Source organism: Streptoverticillium olivoreticuli subsp. olivoreticuli, assembly GCF_003391135.1.
Taxonomy (GTDB): domain Bacteria; phylum Actinomycetota; class Actinomycetes; order Streptomycetales; family Streptomycetaceae; genus Streptomyces; species Streptomyces blastmyceticus.
Window position 1 is genome coordinate 627,538 of record NZ_CP031455.1, and the last position, 21,642, is coordinate 649,179.

17 protein-coding genes and 2 pseudogenes are annotated in these 21,642 nt (G+C 68.2%); 10 read left to right on the top strand and 9 right to left on the bottom strand.

Annotation, left to right across the window (positions count from 1 at the left end):
- The first annotated feature begins 123 nt into the window (after positions 1-123).
- The 3 genes from DXZ73_RS02820 (at position 124) to DXZ73_RS02830 (ending at position 3,017) form a co-directional block, all read left to right on the top strand.
- Positions 124-1,173 carry a sphingomyelin phosphodiesterase gene (locus DXZ73_RS02820; RefSeq protein WP_162889991.1) on the top strand — a complete coding sequence of 350 codons (1,050 nt, stop codon included), beginning with the start codon at positions 124-126 and terminating at the stop codon, positions 1,171-1,173.
- A gap of 411 nt (positions 1,174-1,584) precedes the next feature.
- Positions 1,585-2,127 (top strand): hypothetical protein, encoded by a 543-nt coding sequence (locus DXZ73_RS02825; protein ID WP_425315813.1) that lies wholly within the window; start codon positions 1,585-1,587, stop codon positions 2,125-2,127.
- A 182-nt stretch (positions 2,128-2,309) separates the two neighbouring features.
- Positions 2,310-3,017 (top strand): SDR family NAD(P)-dependent oxidoreductase, encoded by a 708-nt coding sequence (locus DXZ73_RS02830; RefSeq protein ID WP_116209457.1) that lies wholly within the window; start codon positions 2,310-2,312, stop codon positions 3,015-3,017.
- A gap of 195 nt (positions 3,018-3,212) precedes the next feature.
- On the opposite strand, the gene DXZ73_RS02835 is transcribed toward DXZ73_RS02830, so the two are convergent.
- Positions 3,213-3,713, bottom strand: coding sequence for an Lrp/AsnC family transcriptional regulator (locus tag DXZ73_RS02835; protein WP_116209458.1), 501 nt, complete (start codon positions 3,711-3,713; stop codon positions 3,213-3,215).
- Positions 3,714-3,806: 93 nt separating this feature from the next.
- Between DXZ73_RS02835 and DXZ73_RS02840 the strand changes: the two genes are divergently transcribed.
- Positions 3,807-4,625 (top strand): LLM class flavin-dependent oxidoreductase, encoded by an 819-nt coding sequence (locus tag DXZ73_RS02840; RefSeq protein WP_116209459.1) that lies wholly within the window; start codon positions 3,807-3,809, stop codon positions 4,623-4,625.
- A complete protein-coding gene (locus DXZ73_RS02845; protein ID WP_116209460.1) occupies positions 4,622-5,059 on the top strand; it encodes a nucleoside deaminase in 438 nt (145 codons plus the stop codon). Before DXZ73_RS02840 ends, DXZ73_RS02845 begins: the two co-directional genes overlap by 4 nt.
- A 208-nt stretch (positions 5,060-5,267) precedes the next feature.
- Here the strand turns inward: DXZ73_RS02845 and DXZ73_RS02850 are convergent, their stop codons facing one another.
- The 3 genes from DXZ73_RS02850 to DXZ73_RS02860 all read right to left on the bottom strand — a co-directional run bounded on the left by DXZ73_RS02850 (position 5,268) and on the right by DXZ73_RS02860 (position 8,715).
- On the bottom strand, positions 5,268-6,149 hold the full coding sequence (locus DXZ73_RS02850) for a geranyl diphosphate 2-C-methyltransferase (RefSeq protein ID WP_116209461.1): 882 nt from the start codon (positions 6,147-6,149) through the stop codon (positions 5,268-5,270).
- Positions 6,150-6,164: 15 nt separating this feature from the next.
- Positions 6,165-7,445, bottom strand: coding sequence for a family 2 encapsulin nanocompartment cargo protein terpene cyclase (locus DXZ73_RS02855; RefSeq protein ID WP_116209462.1), 1,281 nt, complete (start codon positions 7,443-7,445; stop codon positions 6,165-6,167).
- Positions 7,446-8,031: 586 nt separating this feature from the next.
- Positions 8,032-8,715, bottom strand: a complete 684-nt coding sequence (locus DXZ73_RS02860; protein WP_205519089.1) for a DUF899 family protein — start codon at positions 8,713-8,715, stop codon at positions 8,032-8,034.
- A 664-nt stretch (positions 8,716-9,379) separates the two neighbouring features.
- On the opposite strand from DXZ73_RS02860, the gene DXZ73_RS02870 reads away from it, so the two are divergent.
- Complete coding sequence (locus DXZ73_RS02870; protein ID WP_116209464.1) at positions 9,380-10,963, top strand: GxGYxYP domain-containing protein; 1,584 nt, start codon at positions 9,380-9,382, stop codon at positions 10,961-10,963.
- 195 nt (positions 10,964-11,158) lie between these two features.
- Here the strand turns inward: DXZ73_RS02870 and DXZ73_RS02880 are convergent, their stop codons facing one another.
- The 3 genes from DXZ73_RS02880 to DXZ73_RS02890 all read right to left on the bottom strand — a co-directional run bounded on the left by DXZ73_RS02880 (position 11,159) and on the right by DXZ73_RS02890 (position 13,337).
- A complete protein-coding gene (locus DXZ73_RS02880; protein ID WP_338059154.1) occupies positions 11,159-11,644 on the bottom strand; it encodes an ester cyclase in 486 nt (161 codons plus the stop codon).
- Positions 11,645-11,776: 132 nt separating this feature from the next.
- On the bottom strand, positions 11,777-12,958 hold the full coding sequence (locus DXZ73_RS02885; RefSeq protein ID WP_116209465.1) for an RNA polymerase sigma factor: 1,182 nt from the start codon (positions 12,956-12,958) through the stop codon (positions 11,777-11,779).
- A gap of 10 nt (positions 12,959-12,968) precedes the next feature.
- Positions 12,969-13,337, bottom strand: coding sequence for a YciI family protein (locus DXZ73_RS02890; protein WP_116209466.1), 369 nt, complete (start codon positions 13,335-13,337; stop codon positions 12,969-12,971).
- A 574-nt stretch (positions 13,338-13,911) separates the two neighbouring features.
- On the opposite strand from DXZ73_RS02890, the gene DXZ73_RS02895 reads away from it, so the two are divergent.
- From DXZ73_RS02895 to DXZ73_RS02905, 3 genes and pseudogenes are all read left to right on the top strand, one after another.
- On the top strand, positions 13,912-15,057 hold the full coding sequence (locus DXZ73_RS02895; protein WP_116209467.1) for a hypothetical protein: 1,146 nt from the start codon (positions 13,912-13,914) through the stop codon (positions 15,055-15,057).
- 90 nt (positions 15,058-15,147) lie between these two features.
- Complete coding sequence (locus DXZ73_RS02900; RefSeq protein ID WP_116209468.1) at positions 15,148-16,314, top strand: hypothetical protein; 1,167 nt, start codon at positions 15,148-15,150, stop codon at positions 16,312-16,314.
- A pseudogene (locus DXZ73_RS02905) lies at positions 16,311-17,032 on the top strand (IS5 family transposase); the annotation flags it as partial. The gene DXZ73_RS02900 and the pseudogene DXZ73_RS02905, both read left to right, overlap by 4 nt.
- Positions 17,033-17,052: 20 nt before the next feature.
- Here DXZ73_RS02905 and DXZ73_RS02910 read toward each other — a convergent pair.
- Positions 17,053-19,248, bottom strand: a complete 2,196-nt coding sequence (locus DXZ73_RS02910; RefSeq protein ID WP_116215378.1) for a recombinase family protein — start codon at positions 19,246-19,248, stop codon at positions 17,053-17,055.
- Positions 19,249-19,537: 289 nt separating this feature from the next.
- Here DXZ73_RS02910 and DXZ73_RS38705 point away from each other — a divergent pair.
- A pseudogene (locus DXZ73_RS38705) lies at positions 19,538-19,660 on the top strand (IS5/IS1182 family transposase); the annotation flags it as partial.
- 57 nt (positions 19,661-19,717) lie between these two features.
- Here the strand turns inward: DXZ73_RS38705 and DXZ73_RS02920 are convergent.
- Positions 19,718-21,463 (bottom strand): RICIN domain-containing protein, encoded by a 1,746-nt coding sequence (locus tag DXZ73_RS02920; RefSeq protein ID WP_116209469.1) that lies wholly within the window; start codon positions 21,461-21,463, stop codon positions 19,718-19,720.
- Between the last annotated feature and the right edge of the window lie 179 nt (positions 21,464-21,642).

Consider the following 21,642-nt stretch of genomic DNA (forward strand, 5'->3'; position numbering starts at 1 on the left):
CGGCATATCCCGGATGTGCGCGCGGACACAACGTTGGGATTCTCGATCCGCTCGGTTCTCGCTCCGCAAGGTCACAGGCGAGACCACCAGCCTCACCGAATCCGATCGGGAATGGAGAAGCAAGTGGCACTCAACCTCCCTCGCACAGCACTCGCGGTCACCGGGGCGGCGCTGCTGTTGTCCCAGCTGCCCATGGACACGGCAGCAGCCGCGAACAGTACCCCGTCCCTGAGCGTCATGGCGTTCAACGTGGAACAGCTGCCGTCCATCACCGATATCGCCGGCACCCCGGGCAGCGATCGCAAGGCCGAGCGGCGCGAGGCCGCGGCCGCGGTCATCAAGCGTGAGAACGCCGACGTCGTCGTGCTGGACGAAGCGTTCAACAAGTACGCCCAGGCGATGCGCAACATGGAACTGAAGGAGATCTACCCCTACCAGACAAAACTGGTCGGCGAATACTGCAGCGGATCCGACAAGTGGACGAGTTTCACGGGCAATTGCAGCAACTCTCCCTTTGTCGTCAACGGAGGTGTGACGATCCTCAGCAAGTACCCGATCCTCGAGTCCCACCAGCTCGTGTACAACAACTCCGACTCCAAGACCGCCGACTACAAGTCCAACAAGGGAGCGGCGCTCGCGCGCCTTTCCGTGAGCGGGAAATCGGTCTGGGTCGCGGGAACCCATCTGCAGGCGGACGAGACGGGGAGCAGCCCGGTCGAGAACACGCGCAAGGTCCGTCTCGAGCAGCTCAAGGAACTCAGGTCCTGGGCCTCGCAGAAGGCCAAGGGCGAGCCCGTCGTGGTCGCCGGCGACTTCAACGTCGAGTACTACACCACGGACCCGAAGAACGGTCACGCGCCCGGGGGCGTCAGCAGTGAGGTCGCCAAGGCGAACGAGGCACTCGGCGGGGTCCTCGCGACGCCGAACACCTCGGGATACACCTACGACATGGTGAACAACCCTCGCGCCAAGCTGCGCGACGAGAACAACCGCTACGCCAAGTACCGCAACCGGCTGGACTACATCGGCTACATCAAGGGGACGGGGACCCAGCCCTCCATCTCCGACGAGAAAATCGTGAGCTACGACGGGCTGCGCAAGGGAGGCGACCCCCTGGCCGAGATTCCCTCCGACCACCAACCAATCGTTTCCCGCGTAGCCGTCGGCAACTAGCGCATCCGGCCGGGCTCCGTCGCAGGCGTCAAGAGACTGTACCGAGTGCTCGAGGTGTCTCGTTCCGGCTCGTTCTCCAGCGCCGCCATTCGGCTGTGACCGCGCCAGGATCGCGGTGGCGGGCCTGCCTGTGGGGCGGCAGGAGGAGGAACTGCTACCCCCGGGCACGGCGGACGGGCCGGAGAGCGGACGGGAGTGGGCGGACGAGCTGCTGACACGGTCATCGAGCGTGCCGCCGCCTGGGACACCGGGACGCTGGTCGAGTTCGAGGCCGTCGGCCACATCGTCGCGGAGGATGACTGTGCTTCCACCGCCTGCACGATCACGCCGCGCAGGTCTCGTACTGGCGGCTCATACAAGTGCGCCGCGCAGGCTGACGAAGAGCGTCGGGGGTGTCTGAGGATGAGTCACATGAGCTTTCACCCGTCCTCCTCTCCCGTCACATCCCCAGCGGCGCCTCCCCGTTGGGCGGTCGGGGCCGCGCACCTGACCGCGCTGGTAGTCCTGCCCAGCGGTCTGTGGCGCATCGCCATGGTGCTCGGATACCCCGCCGGTTACACAGAGGCGGGATTCGGGCCCTTCGAGACGCTCGGATCCAAGACATGGATGCTGACGCTCAGCGTGCTCTGCGAGCTGGTCGCCTTCCTGACGATCGGCCTGGTACGGCCCTGGGGCGAGGTCGTCCCGCGCTGGATGCCACTGGTCGGAGCGCGCAGGGTTCGCCCCATGGCCGTTGTCGTCACTGCTTCCCTGGGCGCAACCGCTCTGACCGCGCTCTGGGCCAACGTCCCCTGGTGGTGGACATATCCGCATGAGGACATGACACCCACCGGACACCTGCTCGTCGGCATTCTCTACCAGCCGCTGATCCTCTGGGGCCCGCTGACCGCGGCCGTCACGATCTCCTACTACCGCCGCCATCGCACCGCACAGCGCCGGGGATCGACCGACTGAGGGCCCCGACACCAGGCGAGCGGCTGGAATCGGTGACAAACGGGTTGGGTTCATTGGCAACGGACACGGACGGGGCACGGTGCCCCATCTCAGGAAGGTTGAGCATTCTCACTCAAAGGTTGAGCGTTCTCACCGAGTATTGAGTGTCGGGCCTTGGCCGTGAGTTCATCGAGGAGCGTGCTGTGGACAAGACGATCGCTGTGTTCGGCGCCGGCACCGGACTGGGCAGCTCGGTGGCCCGTCGCTTCGGCCGCGAGGGCTACCGGGTGGCGCTGATCGCCCGCCGCCGGGAGGCTCTGGACGCCCTCGTCGAGGCGTTGAAAGCGGAAGGTATCGAGGCGGAAGCGTTCACCGCAGACCTGAGCCGTACCGAGGACATCTCCGCACTGGTCACGGCGATCCGCGAGCGATTCGGGCGAATCGACGTGGTGCAGTACGCGCCGCTGAGCCCGGCTCCCCTGGTCCCCGCCGCCGAACTGGATGCCGCGATGCTGCGGGACTGGGTGAACCTGTACTTCCTGACTCCTGTCGAGCTGGTCCACGCGGTGCTGCCGGAGATGCTGGAGCGCGGCGACGGAGGCATTCTCGTCGGCTTCGGCTATTCGGTCGTGGCGCCGTCGGCCGGTCTGTCCGGCCCGGTACCGGCGATGGCAGCCTGCCGGAATTACATCCACACACTCCACGACGAGGTGGCAGACCGCGGTGTATACGCGGGCACCCTGGCCGTACGCGCAGTGATCGGCCACAGCGAGACCCACCAGGCCCTGACATACAGCGATATGGACCTCGCCGCCACACTGCCCTCCGTCGACCCCGACGAGCTCGCCGACCTCGTGTGGGAACTACTCCTCACCCGCAACCGTACTGAGGCCATCCACCCGGCGGTCTGAACTACCTCTCGGCACTCGCGTAGAGAGGTGACCACTCATGCGGGCGTTGCCCGGCCCCGGGTGCGGCCTTCGCGTTGAGGTTGTCACAGGTTGACGTCGCCGGTGACGTCGATCTTGATGCCGGCAAAAGCACGCTCACCGGGAGCCACCACCCACGCGCAGACCCAGCACTCCGCCAGGAACGCCCTCACACCATCACTGACGTCGGCTTGTCAGGGTGACCTCTGCTGAATCGGGGTCGGCCGTCGGCCGGGGCCGGTTGGGTGCGCGATGGGGCAGCGTTTGGCTGTAGACGACGCTCGTGGTCGTGCTGCCAAAGCCGGCCAGCTCGTCCACGAGCGTCTCCAGGTGCTCCATGTCGGTCGCGGCCACCTTCAGCGTGTAGCAGTCGTCGCCGGTGGTGCGCAGGCACTCCAGGATCTCCCGCCGATCGGCGAGCAGCCGACGCAACGGCTGGTGGCGGTTGCCCGGGTACTTCAGCCGGACGACGGCGAGCACGGGATAACCGACCTTGGCCAGGTCGACCACGGCGTGGTAGCCGGTGATGACGCCCAGCGACTCCAGATTCCGTACCCGTTCCGTAGTGGCCGACGGGCTGAGATTCACACGCCGACCCAGCTCGCTGAGGGAGATGCGGGCCTCCCGCTGCAGCTGCCCGATGATCGCCCAGTCAATGTCGTCAAGATTCACGGCCATGTCGCGACTCTACCGGTAGAACCACGGAAGAATGCCGCCATCACCGGGAAGATACGGTTCCACATGCCGTGATCACAGGGATAGCCTCGACTCATGCAACTTGGCGTCAACGTACCGAACTTCGGGCCCGGAACCGATCCGGGCGTACTGCGTGAATGGGCGCGGATCACTGAGGGGCTCGGCTTCGACCTCCTCATGGTGTCGGACCACGTGGCCGTCACCCCGGACGTGGCCGTGCGGTACCCGGAGCCGTTCTACGAGCCGTTCACCACGCTGTCCTGGCTGGCCGGCCTCACCACGAAGCTGCGGCTGGGCACGACCGTGCTCGTCATGCCCTACCGGCATCCGCTGCTGGTGGCTCGGATGGCTGCCAACCTCGACCAACTCAGCGGCGGCCGGTTCGTCCTCGGGGTGGGCGTCGGCTGGGCGCGTCAGGAGTTCGACGCACTCGGCGTGCCGTTCACCGCGCGCGGTCGACTGACCGACGAGTACCTGGGTGCCCTGCGGGATGCCTGGCGCACGGAGACCGGGGACGGCGCCGCCCCGATACCTGTCTGGGTCGGCGGCCACAGCGAGGCGGCGATCCGACGCACGATCAGGTTCGGCGACGCCTGGCACCCGCTGCGGCTCCCCCTCCCCCTGATGCGCTCGATCCTGACGAACCACTCGCTGCCGGCGTTCGCGCCCCGCATCGCCCTGCGGATGACCGGCACGCCGGTCGACGACCCCGAGCGGCCCGCCGGTGTCGGCACCATCGAGCAGATCCTCGACGATCTCGACCAGCTCCGTCTGCTCGGCGCGGACACCGTCGTACTCGACCCCTACCACGGAGATCCGGAGGAGACCCGTCGGCCACACGCGGCCTGGCAGGCACTCACCGCCGTGGCCACACACAGGAGAACCTCATCGTGATCACCATCGCCGACGAGACCCTACTGCGGCGCGCCATTGGCATCGCGGCCCACGCGGTCACCCTGGGCGACGCACCGTACGGCTCTCTGCTGACGGGTCCGGACGGCGCGATCCTCGCCGAAGCCCACAACACGGTACGGCGCGACAACGACATCACCGCCCACCCGGAACTGAAGCTCGCCCGCTGGGCGGCCCGCGAACTCGACCCGGACACGGCCGCCGGCACCACCATGTACACCAGCTGCCAGCCCTGCACCATGTGCGCCGGCGGCATCGTCCGCTCCGGCATCGGCCGGGTCGTCTATGCACTGTCCACCGAGCAACTCGTCGAACTCAACCCGCAGTCGGGCGACTGGCCGACGGTGGCGCAGGACGGCCCGGCCCTGTTCGAAGAGGCGCGCGCTCCCATCGACGCCTACTACCGACCAAGCTGATGACATCGGCTCTTCAAGCTGACCTTGGTGTGACACAGCCGGTCCTGGAACCCGGCCGCATTGCGATCAACCCGGCGACCGAGACCCGCGCTCCGTACGGGCACAGGATCCGTGCCCGTACGGGCGGCTGTCGGCTTCCGCTTGGAACGGCTGTGAGAGGCTCCGGCGGCCGCCCCCAGGATTCACGAGACAGCCGGCCGGCGGTCGGTCAGACTCGGTCGGCTGCGATCAGGAGATACTGGAAGGAGCCGTCCTTGTAGGAGTTGATGAATGCCTCTTCGATACCGGTGACCAGGGAAGACGTGGCCCGCAGCTCCCAGTAGGGCAGGGTCGCAGGCGTCAGGTCGATGACGGCCTGCGGTACGAGACGGTTGTCGGCCATGGCACGCAGATACTCCCGGCGGGAGTGGATGTTGCACTCGAAGTGCGCGTTGATCTGCGAGATCCACTTGGAGGGCTGACCGTAACGCGGGTTCCAGCAGCCGGTGATGGTCACGTAGCGGCCGCCGACGGCAAGGATGCGGCAGTGCTCGGCGAAGAGGTCGTGCAGGTCGACGTACATGCTCGACTCGTTGTTCCACGAGGCCGCGGCCTGCCCGGTCTCGAAGGGCGTGCTGAGCATGTTGCAGACACGGGCGTGGACGCGGTCCTCGATGCCGAGTTCGCGGGCACGCCGGTTGGCGAAGTCGGCCTGCTTGGCCGACAGGGTGACGCCCTCGACGTGGCATCCGAAGCGCTGGTGGGCCATGACCGACGAGCCGCCGCGACCGCAGCCGGCGTCCACGAGCGTGTCCTCGCGCTGGATGGCGCCGAGGTGGTCCAGAAGGAGTTCGGCCTGCGCCGACTCCAGGCGGTGGAGCTCGGCGATCAGCTTCTTCTCGTACTCGCTGTCCTCGGAGTCACCGAGGGCGGCGTGATCGATGTCGCCGATGCCGTAGTGGTGGTGGTAGAGGCCGTCGACGTCGCCGAGACGCAGGTTCACGGGCCTGGCCTCGTGGTCCCAGTAACGGGCGATGTCCCCCTGGTAGGGCGTCGTCGGGGCGGGGACGAACACCGGGGCGGCAGGAGCGACGCGGTTGGAGCTGGACACGGATGAGTACCGTCCTTACCAGAAATCGGGCAGGCTGTAGCGGTAGGTGTTGGTCTGGTGCCAGTAGTGGTTGCCGTCCACCCACACGGCCACTCCCCGCAGGAAGCGCAGCACGCTGGGGGCGGGGCAGGCGGTGGCCACGGCGGCGGCTTCGGCTTCGAAGTCGTGCATGAGGTCGTTGTGGACCTCGACCGCCTTCAGATAGGCCTCCCGCTCGGAGACGCCTTCACGTTCGGCGATCACCACGGGCAGGTTCAAGTGCCGCCCTGGAGCGGCGAGTTCCTTGGTGTAGGAATACAGGTCGTTGACGAGGGTGGTTGCGTTCCCGGCGAGCGCGATGACCCGCTGCATGTCGGGCTGCGCATGGAGGTCCGCCGGCAGTTCGTAGCCGCCGACGGTGTCGGTGATGGTGGGGCAGGGGCGGAAGTTGTTGAACTGCCGCATCGCCAGGTACTCCCACACCTCGGGGACGTGATCCGTCTGGGCCCAAGCCGCCTCGGCGAGGTACCCCATGTGCAGACGGGCCATGTCGTGCCGGAACCGGTCGGCCTGGGACGGGCTGGCCTCCCGGAGCAAGTACTCCATGGCGGACCGGTAGGCGCGCCGCGGCGCGTCCGCACCGAGCGACTGTGCCCACTGCGGCTGGTACTCCTTCGTCGTGTGGAGGGCATCGAGAGCGGTGTGCGCCAGCAGAAGGCGCCCACCGAGGCCGATGGGCGAGCCGCCGTGGTCCTCGCAGTAGCAGTCGTCAACCGCGTTCTCGGCGACCATCAGCCGCGCGGCGAGCATCAGATGCTCAACGGTAGGAGCGTCCGGATGGCAGGCGACCATGTAGCGCCCCACGGAGAAGCCGTCGAACTGCTCCTCCCATTCCTCGGGGTACAGCTCGACCTCGTCCAGCGCCCATGCCTTGATCCTGCGACTTACCTCCTCCACCCGTACGGGATCGGGCTCCGGAATCGGGTGGTGGTAGAGACCCGGGATCGGATTGCCCGCCGCCGGTGCCCCGGGCGCCGCGGGCTCCTCGGGCCGGGCCAGGTGCAGACCCGCCGTGCCCAGACCACTGGGACCGCGCAGGATCCGTTCCATGACGAGGCTCGGTGGCCTCACCGCGGCAACGCCTTCCCGCACGTCCTCGACGACCGGATCGTCACCCGGTCCGCCGTCGGGTACGGTCACGGTCCCCGCGCCAGGAACGGGGACGAAGGGCAGGGCGGGCAAGGAAGGCAGAACGGGCCGGGCGCCGACGGCGGTCGGCAAGCTCGACTGCGCAGGGGCAGGCCTGGGATCGGGCATCCGTAGCTCCTTGACTCCTTGGTGACGCGGGTGGACTGTCCCGGACCCCGGGCATGCTCGGCCAGCGCCGGGCCGCCACGGCCGTCGCGCAGGTCCGCGAAGCCGACCCGGCCGCGGAGACAAGGCCGCCGGAAGCCGACGAGCCCGGGCCGGCCTGCCGAAGCGGCTCCAACTGCCCTTCCGGACTGGCGCCAACAGTCATCGGGTGATTTCTCCTTCGTAAGGGCGGTGACCGGCGTACGCACACATCACCGGCGAAAGAGGGAAAAGTAGGCGAATAGCCGGGAAACCGCCCGGATCCGGCCTGTGGAACAGTAACGGCCTTGAGCCCAGCCGCCCCTGAAAAACCGTAAATATTACCTCGATGCAGTGGTCTTGCCCCAGGCGGCGTTTGCCCGGGCTGCCGACGGCATTCGGGCCTGGTCGAAAGCCGATGGTGGACACCAGGAATGGCTCTGGTCAACGCCCCCCCGGAGAAAGCCCACTGATGACCGGGCGCCCCCCGTCTCTCCGGCCCCGCCCATGGAAGCCCCCTACGCCGCGTCGCGACGCGGCGTAGGGGGCTTCCTGGCGCGTGCGGCCCGGGTCAGTAGTCCACCCGTGGATACCAGTCACCACGGCCGCCCGGTGTCAGGTCGAGGAGGTGCCAGACGGGGCTGAGGAGGTCGATGCCGCGCTCCTGGATGTCCTCCGCCAGGCGCGGGTGGGCGGAGTAGACGTGGCGGACCGTGCCGTCGGCGTCCCGGGTGAAGACGGAGACGGTGGAGTCCTGCCCGCCGTCCGCGTCCTCGCTCCCGAGGTCGTACTTGAAGCTGTTCTTCCCGCAGCTCAGCAGCCGCAGCCTGGACCAGCCGCGCCGACGGGCGTACTGCCGCAGAGTGGCCGGGTCGGCGGCCGCCGCGATGACGAAGTCGGCGTTCCGGGCGATGTGGTGGGCGACGCCGCTGTAGCCGTCGATCCACATCGTGCACATCGGGCACGGCTCGGTCTGCCGCTTGCCGTACATGAAGTGGTAGACGATCAACGGCCGGTCCGGTGCGGTGAACAGCCCGCTCAGGGCGACCTCACGAACGGGCGCGTCGCCCTCGCCGAGATCGGCGGGGCCCTCGGCGAAGGCATAGTCGTCGACCGGCGCCCCCTGCGGCAGCGCCCGCCGCCGGGCCGCGACCTTCTCGCGTTGGCGCATGAGCTCGATCTCGGCGAGACGGAGTTCTTCCCGGGCGGCGAGATGCTCCGCCGACTCGCCGGGCAGTCGGGTGTGCCGCAACATCGCGTCCTCCTGGGTGGAAGCCCCGGGGCCCAAAAATACTGGCCTGCGACGCGGGCCACATCTCCGGTGGCGGGCGGGAGGATCGCCGCCGGGGAACAGTGCCCGGTGAGGCACTGGCGGAGGATACGAGATCAACATCTCGGATGCCGTTGGTGATCTTCACCCGGTGGAGTGGAGATCACCAACGGCATCCATCTCGGGATGACCGAGCGTGACTGGCTCATGGGGTGAGGAGGATGCGGCGCCGGAGGAGGTCGAAGTCGGCGCGTCCGCTTCCCTGACGTTTTTGGAGCCGGCGGTCACAAGGGCCACAGCCTGATCACCGGATCCGGTGAACATTTCCGGTCAGAGCACCAACCATCGCGTCGAACGCCTCGGTACACACCGAGGCGTCGCCGTCGGCGCGGGCCTGGGCGTACGGGGCGGGCCATCGGGCCTCCACACCGGGCGCACAGGCGGTCACCAGCGCCTCGGTGGTGTCAGCTGAGTACCCCTGCTCGCTCCACACCCGGACACTGCGGTATGCGTCGCGCCGTACGATCGTCCCCCCACCTCGAAACTGCGTATCGCCTCACAGGGGCGCTGCCTCGCGTCGTTGCCCGCTCCCGGCCCCCAGTGCTGTCACGCTCCCCCTAGCGAGGGCACCATCACGAGGCGAGGCGGCATGACAACAACGGACGGATCGCGGCGGCGCTTCTGCAAGGCAGCCCTGGGCGCGGGCGCACTGCTGCTCCCCGCGCATACAGCCCGGGCGGCGGTGGACCGGCCGGGGGGTCAGGCGTTGCCCGCACTGGCGGCGCCCCGTCGACTCGACGTGGTCGACCTGGAGCGGTGCTCCCCGGACGATCGGGTGCTGCTGAGCACGCTGCAAGGGGTGACCAGCAGGCGCAGACCGCAGATCTATCTCTCCGGAGTCTTCGAGGAGGGACGGGACACCTGGCTGCGTGAGGTGGGCGTACCGCACACCACCGTGCCCGGGCTGGACTCCTTGGTCCGCAAGTACCGGAGCGATCTCGCGGGGGCGATCGTGCCCGACCCCGCGCTGCCCGCCACGCGGAACGTGGCCACCACTCTGGCCGGGCTCAGGGACGCCGTCGTCGCATCCGCCGCGACGGCCGCCCGCCTCGGTCTGCCGGTGCTGGACGACCTGCGTGGCCGGTTCGCCAGCAGCTATGCGGCATATGCGTGGGCGGCGCGGAACCTGTGGCCGGACTGCACCCATCGCATGCTCGTCGCCCTGGACCCGGTCAAGAACCTGGAGAACCTCCGCGATTACGCGGTGGCCAACCGCGCCTTCGTCCTGTGGGCCGATCCCACCCGGTCGCAGGAGGCGGACCTGCTCCGGTCGCTGATGGACGACATGCCGGTCAACTCCCCCTATCTGGGCTGGTGGCCGAACGACCAGGAGACCACCGGGACCGAACTGGCCTCCCGCCATGGCCTCTATGTGGCAGCCACCGATTACGTCAACAACCTCACCGTGTTCGCCGGAACGCCCCGCGAACACGTCACCCAGCGCACCGTGGCCGTACCCACACTGCGCAACCGGATCCATGTGACCTTCACCCTCACCGAAGGGGACAACCTCCAGTACAACCAGCACCACATGCGTAAGCTCTGGGCCGATCCCCAGCGGGGACGCACGCCCCTGAACTGGTCGATCAGCCCCCTGGCCGTCGACGTGGCACCGGCGTTCCTGACGTACTACCAGCGCACCGCCACCGGCAACGACCTGCTGGTGGCAGGCCCCTCCGGCCTCGGCTACGCCTACCCCGACGCCTGGCCGCGCGAGCACCTCTCCGACTTCACCCGGCAGACGGGAGACTACCTCGAGCACGCCGGGTTGTCGGCGGTCTGTGTACTCAACCGCGTGAACGGCAAAGACCGTGACCTGTCCGCTCAGACCGTCGCAGCGTACGCACGCGATGCCGCACCACTGGGCATCTGGCAGAACTGGGCCGACCACTTCGGCACCGCCGTGGTCTCGGGAATCCCGCTCAGCACCGGCCGACTGGTCACCAGCAAGGGCGAGGCCCAGAAGGCCCTCGCCAAGGCCGCACAGAGCTGGAACCGCCGGACACCGCTGTTCCTCACCATCGGAGTGCTGGCCTGGAAACTCGGCCCCAGCGATGTCACCGATATCGCCCGCGGGCTCGACGACCGCTTCGTCATCACCCGTGGCGACCACTTCTTCCGCCTCATCCGGCAATCCCTACCGGCCGGCGGAGGGCAACCCAGTTACAGGTAGGGGCAACGGCCCACACCGTGACAACGGGTCGTACACCGCCCTCCCACAAGCGGACCGCGTGCGGGCCGACAAGGACTCCGGCAAAAGTCGGGCCTGCCTGCGCAGACGCGGTATCAAGGCCACGGTCCCGGTCCCGGCGGACCGGGTTACGCAACCGCAAGACGAGTGGCTGTGACCAGCACGATCACCGTATGCCTACTCAGCCTGCGGCCACTCCCAGCCGAGCTGGAGGAAGAAGCCGAGGCGGTCGCTCACGGCACGGATCTCGGAGATCCTGCCCCCGGTCAGGGTGAAGATCCAGATCGCCTCGTTCTCGAAGCTCCGGCCGGTCGGCTCGGGCATGCGCGGGTGGGTTCCACCATGGACACCGCGCTGGGTGACGCGGGCGACCACCCGGTCACCCTCGCCGATCAGCTCCTCCACGTGGACGGTGAGCGGGTCGAAAGCGGCCAACTGCTGGCGCATACCCTCGAAGGCCGCACCCGGCTCGTCGGCCTCGCCATGGATGATCTTGTTGTGGTCCACGACGTCGTGTGCCATGAATTCGGGAAGGTCCATGAGCCGACGGTCGCTGACCGCTTCGAAGAAGCCCAGAACTACCTGTTTGTTGTGATCCACCACGGTGGCCGCACCCCCATCTGATCGATTGTCAGCCACCGAGAGCGTAACCCTGTGATCCACAGGCCCCGTCAACGGGTGCGTGGCCAGCACTTTCGCAACAGGCGCCCTGGACGACCAAATCCGACAAGGCACCGGGTGCGTTGTTTGTGCCAGACCGCGGCGGCCCTCGCGGCGGGGGCCGGGGCCTGACGGTCACCCCGAGGCCCTGCGCAGCAGGTATTCCCGTTCCGGCAGGCTCAACGTGAGCCTCGCGGCCTCCCGATAGTGCTCGCGGGCCTGATCGTGCTGACCGGCCAGGTCGAGCAGGTGCCCGCGCACCGCCTCCAGCCGGTGGTGGCCGGCGACCCGCTTGTCGCCGTCGAGCGTGGCGAGCAGGGCCAGTCCCTCGACCGGGCCGTGTACCATCGCGGTCGCGATCGCGCGGTTCAGGGTGACCATCGGGTTCGGTGCGGTCCGGTCCAGGATCTTGTAGAGGATCAGCACCTCGGCCCAGTCCGTCTCCTCGGTGGACGGCGCCTCGTCGTGGATCGCGGCGATCGCGGCCTGCAACAGGTACGGCCCGGCCGACCCTTTGGTCAGGGTGCCGGTGACCAGCGCGACGCCCTCCTCGATCCGCGCGCTGTCCCAGAGGCCGCGGTCCTGCTCGGCGAGCGGCACCAGCACGCCGTCCGCGCTACGTGCCCCCTGCCGGGCGTCGGTGAGCAGCATCAGCGCGAGCAGCCCGGCGACCTCGCCGTCGTCCGGCAGCAGCCGGTGCACCTCGCGGGTGAGCCGGATGGCCTCCGCGGCCAGCTCGACCCGTTGCAGGTCGGGCCCGGAGGTGGCGGTGTAGCCCTCGTTGAAGATCAGGTACAGCACCTGCAGCACCGCCGGCAGCCGCTCGGGGCCGTCCGGGAAACCGGCGCCCTTGATCGTCTGCTTCGCCCGGCTGATCCGCTGCGCCATGGTGGCCTCCGGCACCAGGAACGCGTGCGCGATCTGGGCCGTGGTGAGGCCGCCGACCGCCCGGAGCGTCAGCGCCACCTGCGAGGGCGCCGACAACTTCGGGTGGCAGCACAGGAACAGCAGGCGCAGTGTGTCGTCGACGTGCCGGTGCGGGTCGTCGTACGGCGGCGGCTCCATGCTGACGGTCAGTTCGCGTTCCCGGCGGGCCGCCTCGCTGCGCCAGTGGTCGGTCAGCCTGCGGCCGGCGACCGTGACCAGCCAGCCCGCGGGCCTGCCCGGCACACCCTGCTCCGGCCACTGCACCGACGCCGCGAGCAGCGCCTCCTGGACTGCGTCCTCGCAGGCTTCGAACTGCCTGTGCCTGCGGACGAGCGTGCCGAGGACCTGCGGCGCCAGGCTGCGCAGCAGGTCCTCGATCTCACCGCTCACGGACGACCGCTCACAGGTCGGCCCCGCAGGAGAACATCGCCGGGCGGATCTCGATCGACAGGCCCTTGACCCGGGTGTCCGGGATGAGCTTGGCGATCTCGATCGCGCGCTCCTTGCTCTCGCAGTCGATCAGGTAGAAGCCGCCCATGAACTCCTTGGCCTCGATGAACGGCCCGTCGGTGACGGCAGGCGTGCCGCCGGTGCCGGTGACGACGGTCGAGTTCGCCGGGTCGGCGAGCGCCTGGGTGAGGATGAATTCCCCCGAGTCCTGGACGGTCTTCATGAACTCGCCGTGGCCGTCCATGATGAGCTTCCGCTCGTCCTCCGAGAGTGCGTCCAGGATCTCCTGGTTGACCTGCATGATCAGGAGGTACTTCATGTCCTTGCTCCTTGTGTCGGGTTCCGCCCCGGGGCGGCTCGACAGGGAGTCGGAGCCGTCCGACGTCTTTCGACATCCCCCGCCCAGCTGCCCGGCTGTGTGCTCTCGCCAGCGGGCATCCTCTATATCCTGCGCACTGGCGTGGCCTGAGCGCGTGCCGCCGCTGCCTGGGCGCCGACCCCCGGCCCTCCGGGACCGCAGCATCAAATCCATCTGCTCTCCATGCTGTTGACGCCCCACGCCAGGGGCCAACCGGCCATCTCTCACGGCACACCCTCCTCTCGAGCACTCACCCGATACGGCCCGAGCGCCGACCGCACCATCTTGTCGACTGCCGTCCGGCCCGATCAGTGCGGCCCACGTGCACCGCGGCCCGGTGAGCACGGTGCGCAAAGAGCACCGATGAACGTGGCCAATACGTGCCGATCCTGAAAATCAACGGTTGTTATCCGTCACTCGCGCGAGCATCATGTCCGAACTGGTTCTCCCGGTGGCAAAGAACTGACCATGGCCCGCAAAAGGAAGTTGTCCGGGCTTACCTCCTGTCCAGCACGCCACGAAGGGAAGAGGTCCCATGTCGTTCATCACGGTACAGAACCAGCTCTACAACGCACTAACCCAAGGGCTGGGTCAGTCGGATCAAACCTTCCAGCTCCTCCAGCCGGCGGCTCCTCTTTCCGCGGAGGGTGGGGACACATTCCTCTGGTCCTTCCTCAACAACATCCCGCCGCTCTCGCTGGACCAGAACTACACCCAGAGCGGCGGGAACCAGCTCTTCTCCGACTACAAGGGGGCCCTGTCCGCGCTACGGCCGGCGACGAAGATCGATGTCAAGCAGGAGGTCGGCGAGGAGAACTTCCAAAGTTTCGTGAGATACCTGCAATCGCTGAGGCCGATACCTCCGGTGAACCAGTTCCCCGACATCTTCTTCAACTGGGCGATGGTGAACGCGCCCGACGTCGCGCAACAGGGAGCGTCGGCGTACGCGGCGATCATCCTCGACCCGATCGGCTCCGCGCAGCAGGCCCTGATGCCCTACATGCAGAAACCGCCCGCGCCACCGGACTGGGCCCGGGGCTACGACGCTCTGGTGCAGGACCTCTCGCAAGCGCCCCAGCGGGCTTTCGAGATGCGCAGCTCGACCACGAGCTCGGACGTGAGCAGATCATGGTCCTCCGGGCGGCGCTCCGTTCTGTTCGGCCTGTGGAGAGGAAGTGAGAGCACCGAGCGTCTGAGTGAATTCTTCGCACAGAGCGAGATCAGCATCAGAGCCTCCTTCGGGCACGTGCTGAGCTTCCAGACGAACGCCGGAGCCTGGTACGGCTCGTCCGCCCTCGGCACTGCCTACGCCAAGAAGGGCGACCCGCCGTGGCGCAGCGGTAGTGCGATCACCTGGGAAAGCACGTTCGGGGCCTCGGGAAATATCCAACGGGTCACGGTCAACCTCCTGGTGGCCGACGCCATGGACATCAGCGTGACCGCCAGAACTTCGTTCAGCCAGCAGGACCAGCAAATAATCCGGGGCAACTCGGGCTCCGGGCTCTGGCCGTTCTACAACGGTAGCGGAGAGCACGGAATGACAACGAATACGCAATTCGGCGACCGGGGCGAGACCACGCTCACCACCAAATCCTCTCCCGGCGTTCCGGTGCTGATCGGAGTCAACGTCCTGCCGATCAGCCGCTTCCTCGGCTATACGTCGGCAGCGCGTGAGCAGTAGCCCTGGTTCAGAGGCGACACCGATGACCTGACCGGCCAGGGGCCGGCGACCCCCTGGCCGGTCAGGAGCGCCCAACGAAAGGTCAGCGCCATGCCAACCGTGCCGCCGTCACCGCCCGACCCGATGGCCGAGCTCCAGAACCGCTGGTACAACGCCGTATTGAAGAACTTGCCGGCTTCTCCGTCGACCACCCAGCTCATCCAGCCCGCACCCCCACTGGAACCGTCCGACACCGCCCTGTGGGCCCGTGAGAACACCGTCCCGCCCGCATCCCTCACCTTCAACTGGCAGGCAGTGGAGAGCGCGCTCTTCTTCGACGAGTACGCCGCCGTGATTCAGGCGCTGTCCGTCCCGGAGAGCACCCTCGTGACGGCGATCGGCTCGGGAGTCCATCAGGAATGGCTCAAGTACCTCAAGGGACTGACGCCCCAGCCGGACGAGGACAGGCTGCCCGATGTCTTCTACGCCTGGGCGATGACATATCACCCGGATGTCGCAAACGAAGGCGCGTCCGCGCTGCGGGACATCGTGCGCCTGAAGGCCCTGCAGAGGCTTCTTCACTCCTACCAGGGATCGCCCCCGAAACCCGCCGAGTACCTCGGCGGCAGCAGGGAGTTGCTGAGCATGCTCAGCAACTCCCTGTCCACGACGATTTCCTTCGACAGTGCGACAACGAGCGGGGATGTTTCCGGCACTTGGACCAGAGGGGTGAACAAGGACTTCTCGGGACTGTGGGCCGGTGCCGACCGGCTTGACGCGACCACCACCAGATTTGCCCGAAGCGTGGTGACCGTCGAAGCCGAACTGGGTGCGTATGCGGTCTGGACCGTCAATCCCGACCCCCGCTGGTACGACTCGAGCCGGCTTCACGAGGCGTACACGAAGCACTCGAGTCCACCATGGGCTTCCGATCCTCAGCTGCACTGGGACATGGCGTTCGGTGAGAAGTCCGGAAGGCTCCAGCGTGCGATCGGCTCACTGCTGATCGTGGAGAGGCTCTCGAGCGTGGTCACCTCGGATGCCGCGTTCCCTTCCGACGACCAGCAGGTCATCAAGGCCAATGCGGCTGCCGGCCTGTGGCCGTTCTTCGTTCCGACTGGCGACGGCGTCACCAACAAGGCCGACTTCGACAATGGGAAGCCGAGACTCGAAACCACTGCGTCAGGGGGTAAACCGTTGGTCATCGGCGCCCATGTTCTCCCCATCGCCAGGTATCTCGGCGGTTCGAGTACCGCCCCCGGAGGAATCGACCGCTGAGAGGGCGTTCCGCGAGCGCTCGGCCATTCTCGCAACTGTTGACGGCCGGTTGTCCGGTTCGGGGGCTTGCGAGACGAGCCGAACGCCCGCACCGAACACTCAGGTGGAAGTACCGCACGGGCGCGCTGTGGCGGGATCTGTCCGAGGAACTGGCCGTTTCAGACCGCGCACAAGCGGTTGCTGCGTTGGGCGGTCGACGGTACATGGCAGCGGATCTTCGCCGCCGTGCTTGCCACGGCGGACGCTGCCGGTGAGATCGGCTGGACGGTGTCGGTGGACTCCACGGTGTGCCGAGCGCACCAGCACGCGGCCGGCGCCCGGAAAGGAAGGTGGTGGCCGGACGAGCCCGCCGACCACGCCATCGGCCGCTCACGCGGGGGCCTGAGCACCAAGGTCCACCTGGCGACGCAGGGGCCCGGCCACTGGCCCTGGTGGTAACGGGCGGGCAGGCCGGTGACGCCCCGGCGTTCGCGTCCGTCATGGCCGCGATCCGCGTTACCCTCACCGGCTGGGAGAGGCCGCGCACCCGGCCCGGCACGGTGATCGCGGATCGCGCGTACTCGGCCCGCACGATCCGCTCACACCTGCGTCAACGGCACATCCGGGCGGTCATCCCGCAGCCGGTGGACCAGTCCGCCACCGGCGGCGGCACGGCCCACGTGGAGGGCGCCCGCCCGGCTTCGACCGCGTCGCCTACAAGGAACGCAACACGGTGGAGATGAGCAAGCCGCAGTGCTGTCATACCTGCGGTTCGCCGTCATTGCCGTGGGCTCCTTTCTCGTTGTGGATTATCGCCATCTCCTGGTGGTACAGCCAGGGTTGGCGTGCGCCGTGGCCGCGGGGCAGTCGGTGGAGGCGGCGGAGTCGTTCGACTTCCACGGGGTCGGCGTGGATGACCCAGGAACGGCGCCGGTCAGGCTGCTGACGGGCGGTGACCCAGCCGTGGGTGATCCAGCCGAAGAGGGTGACGCGGGGCATGCCGATCTCTCGGGCAAGGTCGCTCGGCCACCATTCATCGGGGCCGAGGGGCTGGGCCTTTCGGCGGAGGCTCCGTTCCTGCTGGCTGATGCAGCCCAGTTCGCGCAGTAGTTCGCGGACGCCTTGAGCGCCGAAATGTTCGCGACGTTTGGGCGGGCGGAAGCCCTCGGCGTTCAGGGTCTTGGCGATGGCGGGGGCGGCATGTCCGGCCGCGGCGAGTTCGCGAGCGCGGGCTGCGAGCTGGGGGAAGTAGCTGAGCTGGTCCAGTCGGCCGACGGGGCGGACGACCTCGCCGTCGGTCTGATGTCCGCCGGCCCAGGTGACCTGAACGGTGACGCGTTCGCTGTCTCCGAGGACGGTGACGCGGATCTTCTCGATCAGGTGCCGCATCAGCCGCTTGCGGTCCGAGTCGGTCGTGGTAGACGCCTGCCACAGGGCCGGGAGATCGCCGGCCAGGGCCCGGATCTGCTCGCGCTCGGCTGCGGTGAGAGAGCGGGGCCGGGCGGCGGCGAAGCGGTCGTACTCCTCGCTCAGCTGCTGCCGCCCGGCCAGCGCGGACTCCCAGCTGCGTTCCAGCTCGCGGACGACCAGGCGGTTCTCGGGCTCGGCGAGCTGGTACTGGCGCCGGGCCCGGTCGACGGCATAGTCCGCGCGCTCCAGACGCTGATGCCAGATCCGGTCCACTTCCTGGCGCCGGTGCTGGGTCTGCTCGGCCGCGGCCAGCGAGACCTCGATGGCGGCCGGTGCGATGGCGGCCAGCAGCAGAGCGGTGACAAAGCGATCGAGGCAGGCTCCGGACAGCTGCTGGCACAGCTCGCCGCCGTAGTCGGCCTTGAGGCGGCTGCACTCGTACTTCGGCCACAGCTTGCCGCCCTGGCCGCGTTGATAGTGGACGGTCATGCGGGTTCCGCAGCGGCCGCAGTGGATCAGCCCGGCCAGCAGTGCCGGCCCGTCGCGCAGGGCTCCCATGCTCAGCGCGTGGGCCCGGTTCGCCTCGATCCGGGTCAGGTTGCGTTCGTGCTGTTCCATGCCGATATAGGCAGGCAGCATCCCGGGCAAGCAGACGAGCCAGTCCTCGCGCGGCTTGCGGACACGGCCGGTGCACGGGCGGCCCGGAACGCGGCGGCGGGGGTCGGTGCGGCTGCGGCCATAGACATAGATCCCTGCATAGGCCGGATGCCGGAGCATGTTCTGGATCAGGATCCGGCTGGGCCGACGCCAGACCAGCAGTCCCTTCTCCGGCCCTTCACGGGCACGGATGCCCATCTGGATGCCGTGATCGACCAGGAACCGCAGCACCCCGTTGATCAGCTCGAGTTCATCGAACAGGTCGAAGACCAGACGGACCACGGTCTGGACCTGCTCGTCCGGGTCCTTGACAACCTGGCCGTCCGTGAGCCGGAGATAGCCCACCGGCAGGGGCATGGCCAGCTCTCCGCGGCGAGCCTTGCCGATCCGCCCGTTCCACATCCGCTGCTTGATCAGATGCAGCTCGGCCTCGCTGATCGTGCCCTTGAGCCCGAGCAGCAGCCTGTCGTTGTGCTCGGACGGGTCATACACCCCGTCCGGATCGGCGAGCAGGGCCCCGGCCAGCGCGCACAGCTCCAGCAGCTGGTGCCACTCGCGGCCGCTTCGCGCCAGCCGGGACATCTCCACACCGAGGACCAGGCCCACATGGTCCAGGCCGACCTCCGAGACCAGCCGCTGAAATCCGGGCCTGTCCACCAGGCCGGACGCCGAATGGCCAAGGTCCTCGTCAATCACCAGGACGCGCGACGGCGCCCAGCCCAGATCAACAGCACGTTGCGTGAGTCCGTACTGCAGCCGGGTCGACTCCGCGTGGTCAATGACCTGCTGAGGAGTCGACTGACGGACATAGACGACCGCGAGACGATCGAGATGCCAGGACTGGACCTTGCCCTCAATCCGGTCCCACGGCGCAGCCGTCACGCTCACCGTGATCACCCCCGCCCGGCAGGTCGGGAATGGTCACGATCCGCGCGGCCAGCAACGCCAGCAGCCGCACCACCTGTTGACGGTTCAGCTCCGGAACGGTCTCCCACTCCGGGATCTGGGGAGCTCAGCGGCACACGGTCCGTCCACTGCGGCTCACCACCCTCCGCACGACCGGCCTGCCGCTCGCGCAACCGCCGGACAGCAGCAGCCACGGCCAGCAGGCCATCAACCCCTACAACCGGAGCATTCCCCGCCCCAAACTCGTATACGTGTGCAGTGCGGCTTGCTCCTTGAGCGGTGCATCGCCCGTTTGAAGCAGTGGCGCGGCCTGGCCGTGCGAACAAAAAAGCTCGCCGTCGCCTACCAGGCCGCACTCCACCTCGCGGCCCTGTTGGTCTGGCTCCGCAGGTGACCTGGGAGGCAGTCCAGTGTCTGCCTGGGTCCCGGGCGCCCCGCCGGGGCCGGGTGTTCAGATGAGGGGGTCGAGGCGGAACTTCTGGTGGTCGGCGTTGGCCCACTCCTGCTGGCGCACCGGCGCTCCGTTGCGCGCACCGTCGGTGCCCCCGGCGATCTGCAGGACTCGGCCGCTGTGCCGGGCGACCAGGCGGTACCAGCCGTCACCGACCGGTTCGGGGCGCCATTGCTGGTGGGTGCCGCCGCTCCACTCTCCTTGCCGTACGGCGGTGCCGTTGTCGGTTTCGGCGTCGGTGACTTCCAGGACCTTGCCGCTGTGCCGGGAGGTGATCCGGTAGTAGCCGTCTTCCACCGCTTCCAGGGTGAAGCGCTGGTTGTCGGCGTCGCGGCGTTCCCACTGCTGTGCCCGGGCGCCGTCGGCGAGTCCTTCGGTGCCGTCGGGGATCTCGACGAGCTTGCCACTGTGCCGGGCGACCAGGCCGGCCTGCCTGGGGATCGCGGCGCTGGCCGCGTCGTCCCAGGTAATGTCGTCGCCGTCGATGTATACGCCCCAGAACGGCACGTAGTAGAAGTACTTGTAGCTGCCGGCGAAGCCCGGCATCGGGTACCAGATGTAGGTGACGCGGTCGCCCCGCTTGTAGTAGCCCTGCACCACCTCGGTGGTCTCCGGTAGCCGCTCGCCGGGCTGGAAGTTGGCGCTGTAGGCGTTCTCGACCATCTGGCCCGACTCGGGGCGGTGGAAGTAGCCGGGCGCGCTCTTCTTGATCACGCCGACCGTGCGGGCAGGCCGCTCGGGTGCCGGGGCCCTGTACCGGGTCGGTGCGGCCGCCACCACCGCCCTGCATTTGAAGCCCTTGGTTTCGACCCGCTGGTGCTCCCACCGGCCGTCGCCCGCAGGGGTGGCGATGACGAACCCGCGGAAGGTCGCCAGGCACAGCGCGCCGTCGGGGCCGCCGGTCATCGCATTGATCATCGGCGCCGACCGGTTCCCCTCCGGGGCCAGGGGAAAGTCCCCGAGCCGCTCCAGGGTCCGGGCCGCCAGGACGGCACCCTCGTGGCCCTTGTCGCCCCGTACGACGGCGTGGACGCGCTGTCCGTCCCCGCCCGGCCATACCGCCTCGGTGTGCCCACTCCCGCGGGCCGCGACCGTCAAGGTGGCGGTGTCGACCACGGTCAGGGAGTCCTCGCGGTAGCTGTTGAGGGTGTAGAACAGCGAACCGTCCTCGTTCAGTGCGACCCTGACCCCGGCCGGACCGTACGCGAAACCGGCCAGCTCGACGGTGGCAGTCAGCGTGCCGTCGGCCAGGTCAAGGACCTTCAGCATAGGGGCGCCTTCGGAGCTGCCCGTGTACAGCCGGGTGCCGTCCGGGGAGACCGCGACGCCCGCGTAGCGCCCGCTGGTCTCCAGCCGGCGCAGCACAGTGTTGGTGGTGGTGTCGATCTCGACGACGCCACCGCGGCCGACCGCGACGTACAACCGTTCCCGCTGGTGGTCGATGACCGCGTCCCACACCGGCTCGTCCAGAAGCCGCCCGGACTTGGATGCTTCCGTCCGCACCTCGGTGAGGGTCTGCGTCTCCAGCAGGTGGATGCCGTCGTTCAGTCCCACGTACAGGTGGGTGCCCCGGGAGTCCGCGCACAGGAAGCCCCGCCCCAGCCCGCCCCGGACCGGCAGCTCACTGGTCACCGTGCCCAGGGCCTCGCCCGACTCCGGAGAGACCACCGTCACGGCCCAGCGCCCGGGTCGTTGCGAGTCTGCCTCGTGCAGGGCGTAGTAGTGGTACGTCCGCAGATCCGTCACTGCAGGTTCCCCTCTCCGCTCGGCACGCGGTGTGCCGACGCGGCCGCCAGCGTAAAGATCAACAAGAGGCGCTGGGACACGTTCCACGAGATTGTCTGGATTGGCGAGCCGTCAGAAAGTGTGAGAGAAACGGATGGTGACAGACCGTCGGGTGAATTGGGGTAGAAGATTGAGCCTCA